The sequence below is a fragment of the Geothermobacter hydrogeniphilus genome, from assembly GCF_002093115.1.
In the GTDB taxonomy this organism is placed as follows: Bacteria; Desulfobacterota; Desulfuromonadia; order Desulfuromonadales; family Geothermobacteraceae; genus Geothermobacter_A; species Geothermobacter_A hydrogeniphilus.
The window spans coordinates 27,327-47,825 of the sequence record NZ_NAAD01000021.1 but is presented as its reverse complement, the minus strand read 5'-3'; the positions used below and the strand labels follow the sequence as shown (position 1 = coordinate 47,825).

At 62.8% G+C, this 20,499-nt stretch carries 14 protein-coding genes and 1 pseudogene; 8 read left to right on the top strand and 7 right to left on the bottom strand.

Annotation, left to right across the window (positions count from 1 at the left end):
• The first annotated feature begins 1 nt into the window (after position 1).
• Both polA and B5V00_RS17475 read left to right on the top strand, forming a co-directional pair.
• Positions 2-2,668, top strand: a complete 2,667-nt coding sequence (gene polA / locus B5V00_RS14175; protein WP_085011475.1) for a DNA polymerase I — start codon at positions 2-4, stop codon at positions 2,666-2,668.
• 171 nt (positions 2,669-2,839) lie between these two features.
• A complete protein-coding gene (locus B5V00_RS17475; RefSeq protein ID WP_085011474.1) occupies positions 2,840-3,817 on the top strand; it encodes a TIGR00266 family protein in 978 nt (325 codons plus the stop codon).
• A gap of 70 nt (positions 3,818-3,887) precedes the next feature.
• Here the strand turns inward: B5V00_RS17475 and B5V00_RS17470 are convergent.
• A pseudogene (locus B5V00_RS17470) lies at positions 3,888-5,309 on the bottom strand (two-component system sensor histidine kinase NtrB); the annotation flags it as partial.
• 387 nt (positions 5,310-5,696) lie between these two features.
• Here B5V00_RS17470 and B5V00_RS14160 point away from each other — a divergent pair.
• From B5V00_RS14160 to ppdK, 6 genes are all read left to right on the top strand, one after another.
• Complete coding sequence (locus tag B5V00_RS14160) at positions 5,697-6,320, top strand: type II secretion system protein (RefSeq protein ID WP_085011472.1); 624 nt, start codon at positions 5,697-5,699, stop codon at positions 6,318-6,320.
• A 96-nt stretch (positions 6,321-6,416) separates the two neighbouring features.
• Positions 6,417-7,772: a magnesium transporter gene (mgtE, locus tag B5V00_RS14155; RefSeq protein ID WP_085011471.1), complete on the top strand. Its 1,356-nt coding sequence runs from the start codon at positions 6,417-6,419 to the stop codon at positions 7,770-7,772.
• 98 nt (positions 7,773-7,870) lie between these two features.
• On the top strand, positions 7,871-8,656 hold the full coding sequence (gene recO / locus B5V00_RS14150) for a DNA repair protein RecO (protein WP_139800789.1): 786 nt from the start codon (positions 7,871-7,873) through the stop codon (positions 8,654-8,656).
• 96 nt (positions 8,657-8,752) lie between these two features.
• Positions 8,753-9,622 carry a glycine--tRNA ligase subunit alpha gene (gene glyQ / locus B5V00_RS14145; RefSeq protein WP_085011469.1) on the top strand — a complete coding sequence of 290 codons (870 nt, stop codon included), beginning with the start codon at positions 8,753-8,755 and terminating at the stop codon, positions 9,620-9,622.
• An 84-nt stretch (positions 9,623-9,706) separates the two neighbouring features.
• The gene (gene glyS, locus B5V00_RS14140) at positions 9,707-11,764 is read left to right on the top strand and encodes a glycine--tRNA ligase subunit beta (protein ID WP_085011468.1); all 2,058 of its coding nucleotides are present in this window, start codon (positions 9,707-9,709) and stop codon (positions 11,762-11,764) included.
• A gap of 327 nt (positions 11,765-12,091) precedes the next feature.
• Entirely contained in the window at positions 12,092-14,752 is a 2,661-nt protein-coding gene (ppdK, locus tag B5V00_RS14135; protein WP_085011467.1) for a pyruvate, phosphate dikinase, read from the top strand.
• Between the two features lie 106 nt (positions 14,753-14,858).
• Here the strand turns inward: ppdK and B5V00_RS14130 are convergent, their stop codons facing one another.
• The 6 genes from B5V00_RS14130 to B5V00_RS14105 are packed head-to-tail and all read right to left on the bottom strand — an operon-like array spanning position 14,859 to position 20,303.
• A complete protein-coding gene (locus B5V00_RS14130) occupies positions 14,859-16,271 on the bottom strand; it encodes a hypothetical protein (protein WP_085011466.1) in 1,413 nt (470 codons plus the stop codon).
• Positions 16,268-17,389 carry a DegT/DnrJ/EryC1/StrS family aminotransferase gene (locus B5V00_RS14125; RefSeq protein WP_085011465.1) on the bottom strand — a complete coding sequence of 374 codons (1,122 nt, stop codon included), beginning with the start codon at positions 17,387-17,389 and terminating at the stop codon, positions 16,268-16,270. Before B5V00_RS14125 ends, B5V00_RS14130 begins: the two co-directional genes overlap by 4 nt.
• A complete protein-coding gene (locus tag B5V00_RS14120) occupies positions 17,346-17,789 on the bottom strand; it encodes a sugar 3,4-ketoisomerase (protein ID WP_172399766.1) in 444 nt (147 codons plus the stop codon). The genes B5V00_RS14125 and B5V00_RS14120 overlap by 44 nt, the downstream gene beginning before the upstream one ends.
• Before the next feature lie 2 nt (positions 17,790-17,791).
• Positions 17,792-18,742: a GNAT family N-acetyltransferase gene (locus B5V00_RS14115; protein WP_085011463.1), complete on the bottom strand. Its 951-nt coding sequence runs from the start codon at positions 18,740-18,742 to the stop codon at positions 17,792-17,794.
• Positions 18,739-19,443, bottom strand: a complete 705-nt coding sequence (locus B5V00_RS14110; protein ID WP_172399765.1) for an LbetaH domain-containing protein — start codon at positions 19,441-19,443, stop codon at positions 18,739-18,741. The genes B5V00_RS14115 and B5V00_RS14110 overlap by 4 nt, the downstream gene beginning before the upstream one ends.
• On the bottom strand, positions 19,440-20,303 hold the full coding sequence (locus B5V00_RS14105) for a beta-keto acid cleavage family enzyme (RefSeq protein ID WP_085011461.1): 864 nt from the start codon (positions 20,301-20,303) through the stop codon (positions 19,440-19,442). Before B5V00_RS14105 ends, B5V00_RS14110 begins: the two co-directional genes overlap by 4 nt.
• Positions 20,304-20,499: the final 196 nt, after the last annotated feature.

The following is a 20,499-nucleotide window of genomic DNA, read 5'->3' as shown; positions in this document are numbered from 1 at the left end:
CATGTCCAGCCCCCGTCTCTACCTGATTGACGGCTCCAGTTATATCTATCGCGCCTATTACGCCATCCGCCACCTGAGCAATTCCAGGGGCATGGCCACCAATGCGGTGTACGGTTTCACTTCGATGCTGCTGAAGATCATTCGTGATGAGCAGCCCGACTACCTGGCGGTGGTTTTCGACAGTCGGGGGCCGACCTTCCGTACCGAGATCTATCCCGAATACAAGGCCAACCGTGCCGCCATGCCGGAGGATCTGGTGCCGCAGATTCCGCTGATCAAGCGGGTGGTGCAGGGTTTCCGCCTGGCCGCCTTCGAAGAGCCCGGTTACGAGGCGGATGATATTATCGCCACCCTGGCGCGCAAAGCCTCGGCGGAGGGCCTGGAGGTGACGGTGGTGACTGGCGACAAGGACCTGATGCAGATCGTCGACGAGCGGGTCAGCCTGCTCGATACCATGAAGGACAAACGTTTCGGTCCGGCGGAGGTGGGCGAGCGTTTCGGCAGTCCGGACAAGGTGGTCGAGGTCCAGGCGCTGGCCGGTGACAGCTCGGACAATGTTCCGGGGGTGCCGGGCATCGGCGAGAAGACGGCGAAGCTGCTGATCGATCAGTTCGGTGATCTTGAGAGTCTGCTCTCCCGGCTCGACCAGATCAGGCAGCCGAAGCGGCGCGCCAATCTCGAACAGTTTGCCGACCAGGCGCGGCTCTCGCGGCGACTGGTCACCCTGGTCGATGACCTGCCGCTGGAACTGGACCGCGAGGTCCTGACTCCCGGTGAGCCCGATCGCGAGCAATTGACCGAGCTGTTCAGGGAATGTGAGTTCCAGCGCCTGCTGGATGAGTTCTCCAGCGACCCGCAGGCGGTTGCCGGCAGTTACCGGGCGGTGCTGAGCGAGGCCGATTTCGAGCAGCTGCTGCAGCGGCTGGAAGCGGCGGAGCGTTTCTGCTTCGATACCGAGACCACCGGCCTCGATCCGCTGCGCGACGAACTGGTCGGTCTCTCCTTTGCCGTCGAAGCCGGGCAGGCCTGGTACCTGCCGCTCGGCCATTACTATCTTGGCGCTCCGCCGCAGCTCGACCGGGAACTGGTGCTGAAGCGCCTGGCGCCGCTGTTCGCCGATCCGGAGAAGGGCAAGATCGCCCAGAACGCCAAGTTCGACGCGTTGGTGCTGCACCATGCCGGGCTGACCCTCGAAGGGCTGGTCTTCGACCCGATGCTTGCCTCCTACCTGGCCCGTCCGGCCGCCAAGTCCCACGGCATGGACGCCATGGCCGCCGAACTGCTCGGCTACCGGCCGATCAAGTTCGAGGAGGTCTGCGGCAAGGGCAAGAACCGGATCAGTTTCGCCGAGGTCGAAATCGAGCGGGCGGTGACCTACGCCGCCGAGGATGCCAACATCACCCTGCGGCTGGCCGAAATCCTGGCACCACTGCTGGAGGAGACCGGGCAGGAAAAGCTCTTCCGCGAGGTCGAACTGCCGCTGGAGCAGCTGCTGACCCGGATGGAGATCACCGGGGTGCGCATCGACGCCGACTTCATGGCCGGGCTGTCGCGGGAGTTCAGCGACAAGCTGCAGGCCCTCGAAAGCGGCATCCACCAGCTGGCCGGCGGCCCCTTCAACGTCGCCTCGCCGAAACAGCTCGGCGAAGTTCTCTTCGAACGCCTCAAGCTGCCGAAGGGAAAGAAGACCAGGACCGGCTGGTCGACCGATGTCGAAGTCCTCAACAAGCTCGCCGAAGACCATGAGATCGCCCGGCTGATTCTCGATTACCGCTCGCTGGCCAAGCTGAAAGGGACCTACACCGACGCCCTGCCGAAGCTGATCCATGAGGAAAGCGGGCGCATCCACACCTCCTTCAACCAGGCGGTGACCGCCACCGGGCGGCTCTCCTCCTCCGATCCGAACCTGCAGAATATTCCGATCCGCAGCGAGGAGGGGCGGCGTATCCGCGAGGGATTCATCCCGGAGCCGGGCTGCCTGATGCTGTCGGCCGACTACTCGCAGGTCGAGCTGCGGCTGCTCGCCCACATGGCCGAGGAAACCACCCTCAAGGAACATTTCTGCAGCGGCGAGGATATCCACCGTCGCACCGCCGCCGAGGTGTTCGGAGTTTTTCCCGAGATGGTCAGCGACGAGATGCGCCGCAGCGCCAAGGCGATCAACTTCGGCGTCATCTACGGCATCAGCGCTTTCGGCCTCGCCAAACAGCTCGGCATCGGTCGCAAGGAGGCGCAGGAGTACATCGACGGCTACTTCGCCCGCTACCCGAAGATCCGCGCCTTCATGGACAAGTGCATCGCCGAGGCCAAAGAGCACAAGTACGTGACGACCCTGCTCGGCCGCCGCTGCGCGGTGCCGGAGATCGACAGCAAAAACGGCGCCATCCGCGGCTACGCCGAGCGCAACGCCATCAACTACCCGGTGCAGGGTTCGGCCGCCGACCTGATCAAGCTGGCGATGCTCAGGGTGCAGCGGCGCATCGACGCTGAAGAACTCTCATCCCGCATGGTACTGCAGGTGCATGACGAACTGGTGTTCGAGGTGCCGGAAGGGGAACTCGAGGAGATGCGGACGCTGGTGAAGGAGGAGATGGAGACGGCGCTGGAGCTTGACCTGCCGCTGGTGGTGGATGTGGGGGTAGGGAAGAACTGGCGAGAGGCGCATTAAAACGGTGTATGTGAGATGTGAGATGTGAGAACAGGCGGAGAAGCACGAGGCGAGAACAAGTTTGTTCGAACCTTGAACCTTGAACCTTGAACCTTGAGCCTTGAGCCTTGAGCCTTGAGCCTTGAGCCTTGAGCCTCGAACCTCGAACCTCGAACCTCGAAGGAGCCCCCCATGCCCGATCCAACCACCACCCGCGATAAATACCAGCGCTTCGTCAGCGAATACAATCGGGGTGTCGACCGCTCAGTGCTGTGCGCCGGTTACGGCATTCCCGAGGAGCGGTTTTCGGCCTTCCTCGACTTCCTGCGCCGCAAGGGGTTCCATCTCCGGCGGCCGGCCCGGGACGGCTTCGCCCCGGCGCACGAGATCGATTTCGAGATCTTCGGTGACGACCTGCAGTTCGTCGAGATCGAGCTCGATCCGGGGGAAACCGCCGTCGCCGAGGCCGGGGCGATGATGTACATGGACGGCGCCATCGAGATGGCGACCATCTTCGGTGACGGCAGCCACGCGTCGGGTGGGGTGATGGAGAAGATCTTCGGCGCGGGGAAAAGGGTGCTGACCGGCGAGAGTCTGTTCATGACCGCCTTCAGCAACCGTGGCATCGGCAAGCAGCGGGTCGCCTTCGGCGCCCCCTATCCGGGCAAGATCGTTCCCCTTGACCTGACGGAGATGGGCGGCGAGATGCTCTGCCAGAAACAGGCTTTTCTCTGCGCCGCCAAGGGAGTGGCGATCGACATCGCCTTCCAGAAGAAGATCGGTGTCGGCCTGTTCGGCGGCGAGGGGTTCATCCTCCAGCGTCTGAAGGGGAACGGGCTGGCTTTCGCCCACGCCGGCGGCATGGTGATCCGCCGCGATCTGTCCCCCGGCGAGACCCTGAAAGTCGATACCGGCTGCCTGGTCGCCCTGCAGCCGCGGGTCAGCTACGACATCGAGTTCGTCGGCGGCATCCGCAATGCCGTGTTCGGCGGTGAGGGGATCTTCTTTGCTGCCGTCACCGGGCCCGGTACGGTCTGGCTGCAGTCGCTGCCCTTCTCCCGTCTGGCCGACCGGGTGATCGCCAGTGCTCCGGCGATGCGCGGCGGCCGCAAAGGTGAGGGGTCGCTGCTGGGGGCACTGGGAGATCTCCTGGACGGGGATAATCGGTAGCAGAGGCGGATTTGTCCGGCGGACTTTTGGGCGGTTGCCTGTGGATTGAGGTTTCCAGGGTCGGCAGGAAAATCTGGAAGGTCGTTCCGACACCGACCTGGCTGTCGACGGTGATCCAGCCATGATGGTCTTTCACGATGCCGTGTACGATCGACAAGCCGAGCCCCGACCCCTTGCCGATTCTCTTGGTGGTGAAGTAAGGGTCGAAGATTCTGTCGAGGATATCCTCCTCGATGCCGTGACCGGTATCCCTGATCTGCAGCCGCATGTACTGTCCCGTGGGAAAACTGCTGCCCTTGGGCAGGTGGTTCCGGGTGACTTCGACGGGAGAGATCTCGATGGACAGGGTGCCGCCTTCGGGCATGGCGTGGCCGGCGTTGATGCAGAGATTCATCAGCACCTGGTGGATCTGGGTTGAGCTGCCGTGGATGATCTTCTCATCCTCATCGATATGCTCTTCGATGGTGATTGTTGCCGGAATGACCTCGCGCAGCAATTCGACGGTTTCCTTCAACACCGGGGACAGGCTCATGGGGGTCAGTTCGGTTTCCTGATTGTTGCTGAAGGTGGAGATCCGTTTGATAAGATCTGCCGCCCGCTCACCCGCCCTGAGGATTTCTTCGATGCTTTTTTTCGCGGTCGGGTTGTCCTTGATACAGGTCAGGGCGACTTCGCTGTAGCCGATGATGGCGGACAGGATATTGTTGAAATCATGGGCGATGCCGCCCGCCAGCAGGCCGAGGGCTTCCATCTTCTGTCCATGCCGCAGCTGTCTGAGCAGTTCGTTGTTTTCGGCCTCCAGGCGTTTTCTGGCACTTATGTCACGGGCGACGCAAAGTCTGTTCCAGTCGTCACTGAAACCGACCACGGAGGTCGAGAGTTCGACCGGGAATTTTTCTCCACCCGGCCTTTCGGCGATGGCTTCGACCGTTTTCCAGCTCCCTCTGCTGCTGTCATCGCGCAGGGCGTTAAAGCCTTCGGTGGCTTTCCGGTCTGTGCCGGAGGGTGAGAACACCGAGTTGAAGGACAGGGGGTGAGCTGTTCCGTCGTTATGGGAAAACAGCCTGGTCGCGGCCGGGTTGCAGAAGGAAATTTCTCCCCGTCTGCTGATCATGAAGATGGCGTCGTCGATGGACGCGGTGATGGCTTCGGAGAGGTTTCCCTGGATCTGCAGTGATTGCCGGGTCTGAAACGGGACCTTGTTCTGCTCGGACAGTACTCCCCTGAGACGCTGTCGTTCCTGCAGGATGGGAAGCCATTTCCAGAATCCCCGGGCGAGGAAGGCGTAGCCGCACAGGTAAGCCGTTTTTTCAAGGAAAGCTTCGGTGGATGTGTCCCCGGCCGTAAGCAGAAAGCTCAGGCGCGTGAAATTGTCCGAGATATCCAGCAGCAGGGCGACCCCGATCAGGAGGGTTCCGGTGACGATGGAACCGAGTCCCGGCTGCCCGTGAAAGGTCGGGTCAGCATTGATCTGCAGAATCTTGTACGCCATGAAGGCAACCATCAGCAGGCTTGCGGATTCCAGGGTCACGTCCAGAAGCATCACACTCCCTCCAAGGTCACGAAATGATTTGCCTATGCCTGTGCTTGAATCAGTGACTTCATTGCCGGCAAACAGCACAAGTCATTGACCCCGCCTGCACTTTCCAAAAATCACCGGCGAACCTGTGGGTGCGGCTCAGATTTTTGAAAATCACATTCAGGTCAAGCCCTTACACTCTTTCATCCGGCCTGAACCCACTGATTCAGGTCTGATTCTACCAGACGGTTCTCAAAAAAGTCTCAAAATCAGTTTTTACTTCTGAAATTCTGTATGAGCTGTGAGAGCCCGTGGTTCTTTTTGCCCTGCGTCCCGTCATGGGGTATCCTGTTCGACGTTATGCGAACGTCTGTCGATAAAAGAATCCGTCCGCTGCGCAACCAGCATGGCATCACCCTGATGATTGTCCTGGTGATGGTGGTGATCATGGGGTTGAGCATGGGGATCGCCGGCTCGACCTGGCGCACCGTGGTGCAGCGGGCCAAGGAGCAGGAGCTGCTGTTTCGCGGGGACCAGTACCGGCGGGCGATCGAGAGCTACTTCAGCGTCAAGCACGGCGGCAAGACCGGGCTGCTGCCCTCCTCCCTCGAAGACCTGCTTAAAGACCCGCGTTTCCCCGGCACCGTCAGGCATATCCGCAAGCTGTACAAGGATCCGATGACCGGAGAGGACTTCGTGATCATTAAAGATAAACGTTCCGGCGGCCGGATCAAGGGAGTGCGCAGCGACAGCAAGCAGGTGCCGTTCAAGAAGGACGGCTTTGCCAAGGAATACGAGAAATTCGCCGATGCCGCCAGCTACCGGGAATGGGAGTTCGTTTTCGAGCCGCCCCGTTCCGGAAACCGCCGGGTGGCCCCCGGCAGGCCCGGCCAGGCCCGGCCGGGGCAGCCGCGAGGGGTACAGGTTCCGCCGCCCTCTTCAGGGGCCGGAACTCCCGGCCTGCCGCCGACCGAGGGCAATTGACAGCTCGGAGGGGTGGTGTTAGATTGACACGCTTGTGACACCGCCCCCTGAGGCTGAGGCCGGGGATCATCCCTTCTTCGAGGAGGCCTTCTTCACATGGAACCGAAACTGCAGCGACTCCTCGAAACCATCCGCCGCCTGCTGCGGCGTGGTGCCACCCAGAATATCTCCCGACTGCTCGGCAAGATTCACCCCGCCGACATCGCTCATCTCTATCGCTATCTCGACCCGAAGGAGCAGCAGGAGCTGTTCAACCTGATCCGTGAACCCGAGGTGGCGGGCGAGGTGCTGGCCGAGCTCGATCACGCCTTCAGCGCCCGGCTGCTGGAACAGCTGACCGGGGTGCAGATCAGCATCATCCTGCAGAACATGCCCTACGACGATGCCGCCGACATCGTCCAGAACCTGCCGGAGGATCTCGCCGCCGAAGTTCTCAACTTGATGAAGGATGAGGATTCGGAGGAGATCGAGGGACTGCTGCAGTACGAGGAGGACAGTGCGGGCGGCATCATGTCGACCGAGATCTTCTCGCTGCGCGAGGATCTGACCGTCAAGGAGGCGATCGGTTCGATCCAGAAGGCCGACGATGTCGAGATGGTCTTCTATCTTTATGTCACCGATGAGCACAACCACCTGGTCGGGGTGCTGTCGCTGCGCCAGCTGCTGACCGTCTCGCCCGCCACCGTGCTGCGCGACGTGATGATCCGCGACGTCATCAGCGTCCGTACCGACATGGACCAGGAGGAGGTCGCGCGGGTAGTCGAGAAGTACAACATCCTCGCCGTGCCGGTTGTCGACGAGAGCAACAAGCTGATGGGTCTGATCACCGTCGACGATGTCATCGACGTCATCCGCGAAGAGGCGACCGAGGATATCTACAAGATGGCCGGCGCCAACGAGGAGGAGCTGCTGCTCGGCAACCAGGCCTTCAAGATCGCCCGGCTGCGGCTGCCGTGGCTGATCACCAACCTCTTCGGCGGGGTCGCGACCGGTTACCTGATGTGGCTGTTCAAGGTCACCATCAAGGATGTCATCGCCCTGATCTCCTTCATCCCGGTCATCACCGGCATGGGCGGCAATGTCGGCGGTCAGTCGGCGACCATCGTTGTGCGCGGCTTCGCCACCGGCAAGATCGACATGACCACCCTGCGCAAGGTGCTCTTCAAGGAAATGCGGGTCGGCATGATCATGGGCGTGGTCTGCGGCCTGACCGTCGGCCTGGTCGCCTGGGGATGGCATCACAATCCCTATCTCGGCATGGTGGTCGGCCTGGCGATGACCGTCGCCATGAGTGTCGCCGCCACCATGGGCGTCCTCGCCCCGACCTTCTTCAAGAAAATCGGCGTCGATCCCGCCATCGCCGCCACCCCCTTCGTCCAGACCGCCAACGATATCACCGGCATCCTGATCTATTTCGCCACCGCGACGATGTTTATCCAGTATCTGAAGTAGGGGGGAGGGGCGGACAACTCTCTTTATGTTTGTTCTCAAAAAAGCTGCACGTGTTTTCTCTTGAGAACATCACAATCCTCAATCCGGACCGGTTCCCCATGCACCCGCAGAAAAGCGACGCCATCATCCTGCAGCATATCGACTACGGTGAGAGCGACCGTATCGTCACCTTCTTCACTCCGGAGCAGGGACTGCTGAAGGGGTTCGCGCGCGGGGCGCGCAAGAGCCGCAAGCGTTTCGGGGCGGCGCTGGAGCCTTTTTCCGGCGTGCGGCTGATTTGGCGGCAGCGGCCCAATTCCTCCCTGCTCAACCTGCAGGAGGCCGAACTGCTCGACCTGCGGGACGGGTTGCGGCGAGACCTGAAGGCGCTGGCGCTGGCCGCCTACGGCTGTGAACTGGTGACGGCGCTGTTCGGCGAGGGGGGCGCGCATCCGGAGGTCTATGCGATGCTGAAGTCTCTGCTCGACCAGCTCGATGTCGACGGCGGCTGCGCCGAGTACCGGCTGCTGCTGGAGCTGCGGCTGCTGCGGCTCTCGGGGCACGAGCCGCACCTGCTGCATTGCGCGGTCTGCGGCGGAGCGCTGCCGGAGCAGGTGCATTTCAGCGCCGAGCAGGGCGGCAGTCTCTGCCCGGTTTGCCGGGTGCCGGGCGCACGACCGGTCTCGCTGGCGACCCTCGGCAGCCTGGCCCGCTGCCGGGAGACACCCGCCGACCGATTCGCCGGTTTCCATCTCGGCGCCACCACCCTCGGCGAGGGGGCGCCGCTCTGTACCGCGGCCCTCGATGCGCAGCTGCCGCGGAGGATCAAAAGCCGGGAATTCCTTGATCGCCTGGAACCCCTGCCGGCGGCGCCGCGGCCGTCCGATGGGGGCGGTCATTCTTGACACCCCCCGGGGCGCGGGTTAGAATGATGCCCCCTTGAAAAACTGTATACAGTATACTATCCGGCGGTCCCGCTGCCGGCAGCACTTGGAGGAGTCGTGACCTTTCAGAATCTGATCCTCGCCCTGCAGAACTACTGGGCGGAACAGGGCTGCATCATCCAGCAGCCCTATGATATGGAAAAGGGCGCCGGAACCTTTCATCCGGCGACCTTTTTGCGTTCCCTGGGCCCCGAACCGTGGAAGGTCGCCTATGTCGAGCCGTCCCGACGGCCGACCGACGGTCGTTACGGCGAAAACCCGAACCGGCTGCAGCACTACTACCAGTTCCAGGTGATTCTCAAGCCGGCCCCGGAGGATATCCAGGAGCTCTACCTCAATTCGCTCAAAAGCTTCGGCCTCAACCCGGCCCAGCATGACATCCGCTTTGTCGAGGATGACTGGGAGTCGCCGACCCTCGGCGCCTGGGGGCTCGGCTGGGAGGTCTGGCTGGACGGCATGGAGATCACCCAGTTCACCTACTTCCAGCAGGTCGGCGGCATCGACCTGAAGCCGGTTTCGGGTGAAATCACCTACGGTATCGAGCGGATCGCCATGTACCTGCAGGGGGTCGACAACGTCTACGACCTCGACTGGGGCGGCGGCCTGAAATACGGTGATGTCCACCACCAGACCGAGGTGGAGTTCTCCCACTACAATTTCGAGCAGGCCGATACGGCGATGCTCTTCACGCTGTTCGACATGTACGAAAAGGAGTGCCTGCGGCTGGCCGAGGCGGAGCTGGTCTTCCCGGCCTACGACTTCGTCCTCAAGTCGTCGCATGCCTTCAACCTGCTCGACGCCCGCGGGGCGATCTCGGTGACCGAGCGCGCCCACTACATCGGCCGGGTGCGCAACCTCTCCCGGGCCTGCGCCGAGTGCTACGTCAAGCAGCGTGAAAAGATGGGTTATCCCCTGCTGAAAAAATAAGTTGGTCGGCATCCAGGGCTCAAGCTGCCGGTCTTCCGGTTTCAGCTCCTGGTTCCTGACTCCTGACTCCCGGAGTTTTCATACATGTCCTCTGAACTTTTTCTTGAAATCGGTACCGAAGAGATCCCGGCCGGATTTCTGAACCCCGCCCGGCGTGATCTTGAACGGCTGTTACGTAAGGAGTTCGCTGCCGCCGGGCTGGCCTGTGGTGCCATCCGCACCTTTGCCACGCCGCGGCGCATCGCCATCGCCGTTGCCGACCTGGCCGCCGAAACCCCGCGCCAGGAGCTGAAACTGACCGGTCCTTCGCTGAAGGTCGCCTTCGATGCCGACGGCAAGCCGACCAGGGCCGCGCTCGGCTTCGCCCGCAGCAACGGGGTCGATGTCTCTGATCTCGGCACCATCGAGACCGACAAGGGCGCCTACGTCGCCATCGACAAGGTGATCGAGGGCAAACCGACCTGCGACCTGCTGCCGGAGATTCTCGAACGCACGGTGACCGGCCTGCCGTTTCGCAAGTCGATGCGCTGGAAGGATCTCGACGTCCGTTTCGCCCGCCCGGTCCACTGGATCGTCGCCCTCTACGACGGCCGGGTGGTGCCTTTTGGTTTCGGCAATCTGACCAGCGGCGATCAGTCGCGCGGTCACCGTTTCATGGCCCCGGAGAGTTTCACCGTCAGCGGCTGCGAGCAGTGGCTGGCCGAACTGGAAAAGCGGTTCGTCATCGCCGACCCGGAGAAACGCCGGGCGCTGATTGCCGACGGCGTTAAGCAGGCCGCCGAGGCGATCGGCGGTGTGGTCAATCTCGATGAGAAACTGCTTGACGAGATCACCTACCTGGTCGAGGATCCGACCCCGGTGGCCGGCGGCTTCGAAGCGGACTACCTGCAGCTGCCGCGAGAACTGCTGGTGACCAGCATGCGCGAGCACCAGCGTTACTTCACCGTCAGCGATGCTGACGGCAGGCTGCTGCCGAATTTCATCACCGTTTCCAACACCCGCGCCGAGGATCTCTCGGTGGTCGCCCGGGGAAATGAGCGGGTGCTGCGCGCGCGGCTCTCGGATGCCATGTTCTTCTGGACCGAGGATCAGAAGGTCAAGCTGGAAACCCGCCTCGAAGCACTGAAGAAGGTGGTCTACCAGCAGAAGCTCGGCACCAGTTACGAGAAGGTGATGCGGTTTACCGCCCTCGCCAGAGGCCTCGCCGAGCAGTTCGAGCCGGAGGCGGTGGCGCAGACCGAGCGCGCCGCGCTGCTGGCCAAGTGCGATCTCGAGACCGGCATGGTCTACGAGTTCCCCGAACTGCAGGGAGTCATGGGTTGCGAATATGCCCGGCTTGAGGGGGAGGATGAGCGGGTCGCGACGGCCATCTACGAGCATTACCTGCCGATCGAGGCGGGCGGCGATCTGCCCACGGACTCTGTCGGCGCCTTTGTCTCCATCGCCGACAAGATCGACACCATCTGCGGCTGTTTCGGCGTCGGCCTGATTCCGACCGGCAGCGCCGACCCCTATGCCCTGCGGCGCAGCGCCATTGGGGTGCTCAACATTCTGCAGGACCGGGGTTACCGCCTGTCCCTCGCCGAGCTGATCGGCCGGGGTGTCGGGCTGCTCGGCGAGAAACTGACCCGTCCTGCGGACGAGGTCGTGAATGACGTGCTGGCGTTCTTCCGCGGCCGCTTCCAGAATATGCAGGGAGAGGTTCCGGCCGACGTGGTTGACGCGGTGCTGGCCGCCGGTTTCGATGATCCGCTCGATGCCTGGGCGCGGATCGAGGCGCTTGCCGCCCTCAAGGGACAGGCGGATTTCGAGCCGCTGGCGGTTGCCTTCAAGCGGGTGGTCAATATCATCAAGGGCGGGACCGAGGCGGCTGTCGACCCGGCCCTGTTCGAATCGCAATGCGAGGGAGATCTGCTGGCGGCGCAGCAACTGGCGGCGCAGCGGGTGGCGGAGCAGGTCGCGAATGGGGATTACGCGGCCGCCCTGCAGACTATCGCCGGGTTGCGACCGGCGGTCGACGCCTTCTTCGACGGCGTCATGGTTATGGCCGAGAACGCGGCGGTCAAGACCAATCGCCTCGCCCTGCTGACCATGGTTGCTGAACTGTTTGCCGGAATTGCCGACTTCGCCCGAATCTCCTGATTCGGGCGTTTGCCTTTAGGGGCATAATCATGAGCCGCCAAGGCACCAAGAGCACCAAGAAAGTCAAAATCGATTTTAACGGAGAGACACAGAGTCACGGAACCGGAGAGAAAAATCCGGAATCGGTTTTAAACCTTGAGCCCTGAAGGTTCCCTCTCTGTCTCTCCGCCTCTGCGTTAATAAAGTCTTTGTTTTGCTTGGTGTCCTTGGCGCCTTGGCGGCCAAAAGAATTTTTCTGATTTTGTCTGTCTGTCATGCAGGCATCTAGTTTGTTTGGGGAAATTTCTCAACCTGGGGCTTTGCCCCGTAACTTCTGGAGGAGTTGTCATGAGTACGAAGTACGTCTATTTCTTCGGCAACGGGGAAGCTGAAGGTCGCGGTGACATGCGCAACCTGCTCGGCGGCAAGGGAGCCAACCTGGCGGAAATGACCAGTATCGGGCTGCCGGTGCCGGCCGGTTTCACCCTCACGACCGAGGTCTGCACCGAATTCTACAAGAACGACCGCGCCTATCCTGCCGGATTGCGTGAGGAAGTGGCCCGCAACCTCGTCAAGGTCGAGGAGCTGATGGGCAAGAAGTTCGGTGACCCGTCCAACCCGCTGCTGGTCTCGGTTCGTTCCGGGGCCCGTGCCTCGATGCCGGGGATGATGGATACCGTCCTCAACCTCGGTCTCAACGACGAAACCGTCAAGGGGATCATCGCCCAGAGCGGCGACGAGCGCTTCGCCTATGATTCCTACCGGCGTTTCATCCAGATGTACAGCAACGTCGTCCTCGGCATGGACGGTGACATCCTCGAACATCTGCTCGAGCAGATGAAGGAGCAGCGCGGCGTCGCCCAGGACACCGACCTGACTGCCGCCGACCTGCGGGAGCTGGTGGCCCGCTTCAAGAACCGGGTCAAGGAGGAGTTGGGACATGACTTCCCGCTTGATCCGCAGGATCAGCTCTGGGGCGCCATCGGCGCGGTCTTTGGCAGCTGGATGAACCCGCGGGCGATCACCTACCGGCGGCTGAACAATATCCCCGCCGAGTGGGGAACCGCGGTCACCGTGCAGTCGATGGTGTTCGGCAACATGGGGGATGACTGCGCCACCGGCGTCGCCTTCACCCGCGATCCCTCCACCGGCGAGAAGATCTTCTACGGCGAGTTCCTGGTCAACGCCCAGGGCGAGGACGTGGTGGCCGGTATCCGCACCCCGCAGCCGATCAACAGGGACGGCGGCGACAGCGAGCTGCCGTCGATGGAAGAGGTGCTGCCGGAATGCTACGCGCAGCTGGTGAAGATCAAGAATATCCTCGAATCCCACTACCGCGACATGCAGGATATCGAGTTCACTATCGAAAAACACAAGCTCTACATGCTGCAGACCCGCAGCGGCAAGCGGACGGCCAGGGCGGCGGTCAAGATCGCCGTCGACATGGTCAACGAAGGGCTGATCAGCCAGCAGGAAGCGATTATGCGGGTCGAGCCGGAACAGCTCGATCAGCTGCTGCACCCGACCCTCGATCCGGCCGCGCCGCGCGAGGTGATCGCCAAAGGGTTGCCGGCCTCTCCCGGGGCCGCCTGCGGTGAGATCGTCTTCACCGCCGACGAAGCCGAGGAGGCGGCGAAGGGCGGGCACAAGGTGATCCTGGTACGGGTCGAGACCAGCCCCGAGGATATCCACGGCATGAACGCCGCCCAGGGGATCCTCACCGCCCGCGGCGGCATGACCTCGCACGCCGCGGTGGTGGCGCGCGGCATGGGCAAGTGCTGTGTCTCCGGTTGCGGCGACATCAAGGTCGACTACCGGGCCGAGACCCTGACCACGCTCAGCGGCCTGACCCTGAAAAAGGGCGAGCTGATCACCCTCGACGGCTCCACCGGCGAGGTGATGAAGGGCAAGGTGCCGACCGTTGACCCGGAGCTGACCGGGGATTTCTCGCAGCTGATGGAATGGGTCGACAACACCCGCCGCCTGCGGGTGCGCACCAACGCCGACACGCCCCATGACGCCCGGGTGGCGCGCGCCTTCGGTGCCGAGGGGATCGGCCTCTGCCGGACCGAGCACATGTTCTTCGAGGCTGAGCGGATCATGGCGGTACGCGAGATGATCCTTGCCGCCGATCTTGACGGTCGGCAGCGGGCGCTGGAGAAGATCATGCCGATGCAGAAGGGGGATTTCATCGGCCTGTTCCGGGAGATGAAAGGCCTGCCGGTCACCATTCGCCTGCTCGACCCGCCGCTGCACGAGTTTTTGCCGCAGACCGACGCCGAGATTGATGAACTGGCGGCCGAGATGCGGGTGTCCGCTGCCACCCTGAAGACCAAGGTGGAGTCCCTGCATGAGTTCAACCCGATGCTCGGCCACCGTGGCTGCCGGTTGGCGGTGACCTTTCCCGAGATCTACGATATGCAGGTGCGGGCGATCATGGAGGCGGCCTGCGAACTGATCAAAAATGAAGGTTTCTCGATCGTTCCCGAGATCATGATTCCGCTGGTCGGCGAAGTGAAGGAACTGGCCATCCTGCGCGCCAACGCGGTGCGGGTTGCCGACGCGGTGATCGCCGAGTACGGGGTCGAGGTCGAGTACCTGATCGGCACCATGATCGAGCTGCCGCGGGCGGCCCTGACCGCCGACGTGATCGCCGGGGAAGCGGATTTCTTTTCCTTCGGCACCAACGACCTGACCCAGACCACCTACGGCCTGTCGCGTGATGACTCGGGACGCTTCCTGCCCTTCTACATCGAGCAGGAGATCTATGCCACCGACCCCTTTGTCGCGCTTGACCAGGAGGGGGTCGGCCAGCTGGTGAAAATGGGCTGCGAAAAAGGCCGCCAGGCCCGGCCGGATATCAAGCTCGGCATCTGCGGCGAGCATGGCGGCGAGCCTTCCAGCGTCATCTTCTGCCACAATATCGGCCTCGACTATGTCTCCTGTTCCCCCTACCGGGTGCCGATCGCCCGGCTGGCGGCGGCACAGGGGGTGCTGCTGGAATCCTGATTCGGCGGCTTGCTGCCGTCCTGAAAAAAGAACCCCGGGCAGATCTGCTGCCCGGGGTTTTGTGCTTATGGTCCGGTTCTCGATGAACCGGTCGGTCCCTGAATGCTCACAGGGATTGGTTGAGAATGGCCTTGCGACGGCGGGCGCTCATGATCAATCGTTCCCGCCGGCGCCAGCGGATATTCGTGAAATCTCTTCGTGCCAGGGCATTGTCAAGAATCGACTGGACCACAGACTGCCGGGAGTAAGCGGGCGGCACCTGGAACCCGGCGACATCCGCCTGCGTGAAGGCCTTCCTCCAGTGCCGCGGGTGGTGGAATTCCAGGTAATGTTCACGGGCCGATTTGGCCTGGCCGGTAAACCACGCCGTATTCACCCCGGATAAAAGTTTGTCAATATCGGCCAGGGTGCGCCAGACAGGTGCGCCGGGATATTTCATCTGGGTTCTCGTGAGATCGAATTCCTCCCAGGGCGAATGCCATGCCATGGGCGTCCCTGAGGCCATGGTTTCGACGGAGGCTCTGGCGCCGCCGAAGGGGTAGGTATTGAAAACGAGATCAATGTGCTGCTCTTCGAGTGCCGCGGCCAGGTTGGGAACTGACTCGATCTGGATGAAGCTTGAGGGCTGAAGATTGCGGGTCTGCAATGTTTTCCTGATCTGTCGCAGCAGCGGGCTTTTTATCGGGCCGATATGCACATGCTGCCCGCCTGTTTTCGCCAGGATGGTCGCAACCAGCTCCGGATAGCCCGGATTGCTCATGCTGCTGAATTTTCCCGTGTGCCCGGTCATGGCCGTTCGCAGGGTTCCGGAACCCCTGAACTGTTTACGCGAGGGGCCGGGGTCAGGGCAGGTGAGGGGCAGCCAGGCGTTGTCAAGGCCCAGGATGTATCTGGAAAAGGCTGCGGCCCTCGGTGTCAGATCAACAATCCTGATCCCCTCGACAAAGATGCCGACAGAGGGGAACTGATCACAGTGATGGATCAGGACGACCCGGGTTCCCCGTTCCATTAAAGCGACAGCCGCCACCACGGCTATGACATCCTGCGGTTCGTGGAGCAGAAAAAGGGTTTGGGGCTCAGCCGCGGCGAGTTGCCGGATCAATTCCGCCGCTGTTTCCGGAAAGTCTTTTCCTTTGACGACCTGGGCGGAATGTAGACCGGTTCGCGCCAGGGCGTTTTTTTCCGGTGCGTCTTCTGTCAGCCACAGTTGCGGCTTGTCCGGCAACGCGTTGACAAGGTCTCCGACCAACGTCGTACAGCCGCCATAGATGGACAGCCGGGTCGCGATGATGCCTGCCGGACCTGTCGGAGGGGGGGACGCGGGCCCAGGTTTGCAGTCGGACAGAAGCATGCGGGCGATCGTCGTGAGCAGTTGATCGGCTTGCGGATGCCCCGCGGAAAAGAAGGGCAGCTCGGGCAGGTTGTGCATCTCCACGAACATCTGCTGCAGTTGCTCAAGGGCCGCGCCAGGGCGGTTGTTGTTGATCGCCTGGCGGGCCTGCTCAAGGAAAAGGCTCATAGATTCTCCACGGCGGTGAGGGTTTCCGCTGCGATTTCATCGATCTCCGCTTCCGTCAGGGCGGGGTAGAGCGGCAGGCTCAGCAGGCTGCGGGCCAGGCGGTCGGTCTCCGGCAGCTCCGGCCAGCCGCCGGCATCGTCCGCGTAGGCGCCGGAACGGTGGGGGGGGACGGGGTAGTGGACGGCGCTGCCGATGCCCCGTTCGGCCAACTGCCGGGCGACCCGGTCGCGGTCGGGAAGGCAGAGGGTGAACAGGTGCCAGACCGGGGTCGCGCGCGGCGGGATCTGCTGGCAGACAATGGTCCCGCAGTCGGCAAAATGGGTCAGGTAGCGTGCCGCCAGGTTTCGGCGTCGTTCGTTGGCGGCATCGAGCCGGTCCAGCTTGATGCGCAGCACCGCCGCGTGCAGTTCTTCCAGTCGGGCGTTTTCCCCCTTGAATCGATGCCGGTAATGATCCCGCATGCCGTAGTTGCGCAACAGGCGGATCTGCTCCGCCCGGTCCCGGTCGAAGCAGATAACGGCGCCCGCTTCTCCCAGCGAGCCGAGGTTCTTGGTGGGATAGAAGCTGAACGCGGCGGCGTCACCGAGGCAGGCGGGTTTGCTGCCGTCCCAGGCGGCACCGCAGGACTGGGCGGCATCGATGAGAAGATGCAGTTCGTGCTGATGGCAGACATCATTCAAGGCGTCCATGTCGCACGGGCTGCCGTAGAGGTGGACCGCCAGCAGGGCCCTGGTTCTGTCGCTGAGGGCCGCCTGCAGCCGGTCCGGGTCGATGTTGCGGGTCAGGGGGTCGGGTTCGACCGGAACCGGTGTCGCACCGACCCGGCTGACCGCCAGCCAGGTGGCGATATAGGTGTTGGCCGGCACCAGCACCTCGTCGCCGGGACCGATGTCGAAGGCCTGCAGCATCAGCGTCAGCGCCGCCAGGCCGCTGGAAACGCCGACTGCCACCGGGGCCCCGTGCCAGGCGGCGAATTCCGCTTCAAAGGCCTCCAGTTCGGGACCGAGAATCAGTCGACCACTGTCCAGCACCCGGCCGATGGCCGCCTCGATCTGCGGCCGGATGGCGGCGATCTCAGGGCCGAGGTCGATAAACGGGATCCGGGTAGGGCGCGGCATGGAAAAACTCCTCGGGATCGCGGATATAGTCCGCCTCATCATAATTTTGCGAGGCCATCACCAGGGTCATGGCGGCTTCGCTGTAGTCTCCGAGTTCGACCCACCAGCCGGGCGGAACGTAGGCGCCCCGCCTCGGTTGTTCGAGCCGAAAACGCAGTTCCCGTCCCTCGCGGTCATAGAGCCACAGGGTGCAGGCGCCGTGGATACAGAAGACGACTTCCCGGTTGCGGCGGTGACTGTGCCCACCGCGTGCCGCGGCGGCCGGGATGTCGCGGACGAAATAGGTCCGGGCCAGAGTAAAAGGCAGCGAATCGTCGTTCTGGGCGTAGCAGAGAGTGCCCCAGGGACTTTCAATCTCCGGCAGTTCCAGCCAGCTCGGCCGGTCAGGTGTCGATTGCATGGTCAGGGCTCCCATCGCCAGTGGTTGAGGGGAATGCCGCGGGCGCCGAAGGTTTCTTTATTGAAATGCAGGGCTGCTTCAAGCTCCCCGGTTTCCGGGTTCATGGAGGTGCCGAGATCCATCCACGGGCGTTTCATCTCCGGTTGGCAGACGGCCCAGTCCCAGAGTCGGAAAACGGTCTGGTGGCGTGCATCGTCGAGACTGCGGAATCCGTATTGAAAGCGGATCACCCGCGGGTGGAGGAAGACCACGTTGCCGACCGCCCAGCGCTGCCGGTGCCGGCCGACCAGGAAACGGATCTGTGCCGGGAAGCGCCGCTTCAGCAGGGTGATTTCTTCGAGGCTGTGAACCGGCTCCGCCTCGTGCCGCAGGCGCAGAAAAGCCTGAAGATGCTGCCAGAAGGTCGGCAGATCGTCGGTCTCGAAAAAATCAAGCGGCAGGTTTTCGGCTCCCCGTTTCATCTGCCGCCTGATTTCATGGGGGCGTTTGATGTCGGCCGGATTGGCAGCGAAGGCCGCCAGCCGGGAGCCGTCGAGGCGTGCCCCGAGGCGCTGCAGCAGGTAGCCGTCCTGCTCGCAGGGCGCATTGTGGTAGGGGTGGGGGATGGGGGTGTAGCTCAGCCGTCGCAGCTTTTGTTCCGCCATCGTGTCGGCGAGCAGGTTGAAACCGGCCTCGATATCCTGGAAGCGGCAGCCGGGAACTTGCAGCCAGCCGCCGAAACTCAGGCCGCCGTGGGAAACCAGGCTGTCGTCCCGCCGGTGCGCCGGCAGCAGGGCGACAACCTTCCGGCTGCGGCGGAGGATGAAGGAGGCATCCCGGAAACGGTCGGCATGGTAGTCCAGGTAGTCGCGCCGGAAGATGAAATGACCGTTGCAGGCGGCACTGACCGCTTCATCCCAGACCGGCTGCAGGGCCGGCTGGTAGGGGATGAGCGACCAGCGGGGGATTGTCATGTCGACTCTCCGCCGGTGTTCCCGAGGACCTTTTTCTCCCGGGCCGGGATGCCGGCCACCAGCCTGTTCGGTGCAACGTCGTGCAGCACCACCGCGCCGGCGGCGACGTAGGAGCCCTCCCCGATTTCCAGGCGTTCGATCACCGTGCAGCCGATGCCGAGTACCGCCCCGGCGCGGAGCCGGACTGCGGAGCCGGTACTGCACGACGGACCGACCACCACGCCCTCTTCGACAACGGCGTCATGGCCGATGGTCGCGCCCCGGTTGACGAGACTGAAGGCCCCGATACGGGCATGCGGGGCGATGACGACGCCTGCGCCGATGAAGACGCCTTCTTCGACAACGGCCATCGGTGAAACTGCAGCCGCGGGGTGGATCAGCGGCGGAAAGTGGAGACCGAACTCCTCCCGCAGGCGGTTGACCAGCGGCAGAACCTTCAGACCGCGGAACCCGAGCAGCGGCGTTTCGGCCAGGTCGGGCCGGTAGCGGTCGAGCCGCTCGACCCTGACCGCGGTGGTGTGTCCGTTCGCTTTCAGCCAGGTATGGTAGCGCGCGAGGCCGTCGGCAAAACGTTCTCCCTGCGGCCGCTGCGGTTCCTCGACATTCTGAATGACGCGGGCCAGGTAGCCGCCGTTGGTGTGGATGGCGTCGACATAGTCCCCGAACAGGGGGTGAACGCCGAACATGACATGGGGTTTCATGCCGGCGTCCTGCCGTAGCGGCCGTTTCCGGGCAGCAGGTTGAGGCGCTGCCGGCATTCGGCCGGGGACATGAGCGGGCGTTCCAGTTCCGCGGCCAGGCGGTGGACGCGCTTCACCAGTTCGAGGTTGGTCGCCAGCTTCTTCCGCGCGTCATCGTAATGCAGGTTGTCCTCCAGGCCGATGCGTACCCCGCCGCCGGCCGCCAGTCCCATCATGACGGCCCGGGTCTGGCTGCGGCCGATGCCGGCGGCGGCCCAGACGCTGTCCCGGGGGAGCTGGGCCAGCATGGCGCCGAGGCTGAGCGGGTCGGCCTGGGCGTTGGCCGGATTGCCGAGCAGCAGGTTGAAATAGCAGGGTGGCTGCAGCAGTTTTTTGTTCAGCAGATAATCGGCATAGTTGATCATGCCGCCGTCGAAAGCCTCCAGTTCCGGAAGGATCCCCTTGGCGAACATTTTTCGCGCCAGACCCTGGACCATCTCCGGCGCGTTCATGCTCGCCTGGCGGCTGAAGTTCAGTGACGAGAGGGTCAGTGAACCCATGTCCGGCTTGGCTTCGCCACTCAGGTCGAGGGGGGCGGAACGGGATTCGAAATCGGGGCGCAGGCGGCCGCTGAGGGAGACGCAGATGACCAGTTCGGGGGCGAAGGAACGGATGCGGCGGATGATCTCGGCGTAGAGATCACGGTCATGGCTCGGGGTGCCGTCGGGGTCCCGGGCATGCAGGTGAACCATGGTGATGCCGACTTCAACCGCCTGGGCAACCTGGTCGGCAATCTCCTCGGGACTGATCGGGACGTGGGGGGTGTCGTGACGGCGGGGGACCATGCCGGTTGGAGTGAAGTTCAGGATAAAAGGATTCATGTTGTCCCTCCTGATGGCAACCAATAGATCAAGCTGTAAAGATGAAATCTATTAATGACATAACATTGGACAATGATAAACAAAAGAAATCCATAACCCGGCGTTGTTTTTATTGGTGTTCATGAGGTGGCCATGGTTGAACCTGAACCCGGATTACTCTAGAATAACCGGATTCAGGGTCATTTCAATTTCAACA